1 pseudogene is annotated in these 422 nt (G+C 44.5%); it reads left to right on the forward strand.

The window, feature by feature from the left end:
- Window positions 1–422: pseudogene (locus tag EI161_RS14675) on the forward strand (IS982-like element ISPsma1 family transposase); the annotation flags it as partial.

Consider the following 422-nt stretch of genomic DNA (forward strand, 5'->3'; position numbering starts at 1 on the left):
TATCGGCATAAAAACTATCAAGACTTAGCGGCTTTTAGCTACTGTGCGGCTAAGCAAGAGAGATACTATGGCTTTGAGGGACATTTGCTTGTTAATTTATCTGGCATGATTAAAGGCTTTACCGTTGCCCCTGCCAATGTTGATGAAAGAGCGGTTGCGCCTGATATTACGGACCATATCCATGGTTTGCTCGGCGCTGATAAAGGGTATATCAGCCCTAGTCTGACATCGTACTACGACGCTCAAGGAGTGGATTTACAAACGCCACTCAGAGCCAATATGAAAGAGGATAGACCCAAACCTGTGGTAAGGCGGCTAATGAAAGCCCGCCGTATCGTTGAAACAGTCATTGGTCAGCTATCAGAACGATTTAATATACAAAGAGTGCGAGCAAGAGATTTATGGCATTTGTCTCATCGATT

This window comes from Psychrobacter sp. FME5 (genome assembly GCF_014861375.1).
In the GTDB taxonomy this organism is placed as follows: domain Bacteria; phylum Pseudomonadota; class Gammaproteobacteria; order Pseudomonadales; family Moraxellaceae; genus Psychrobacter.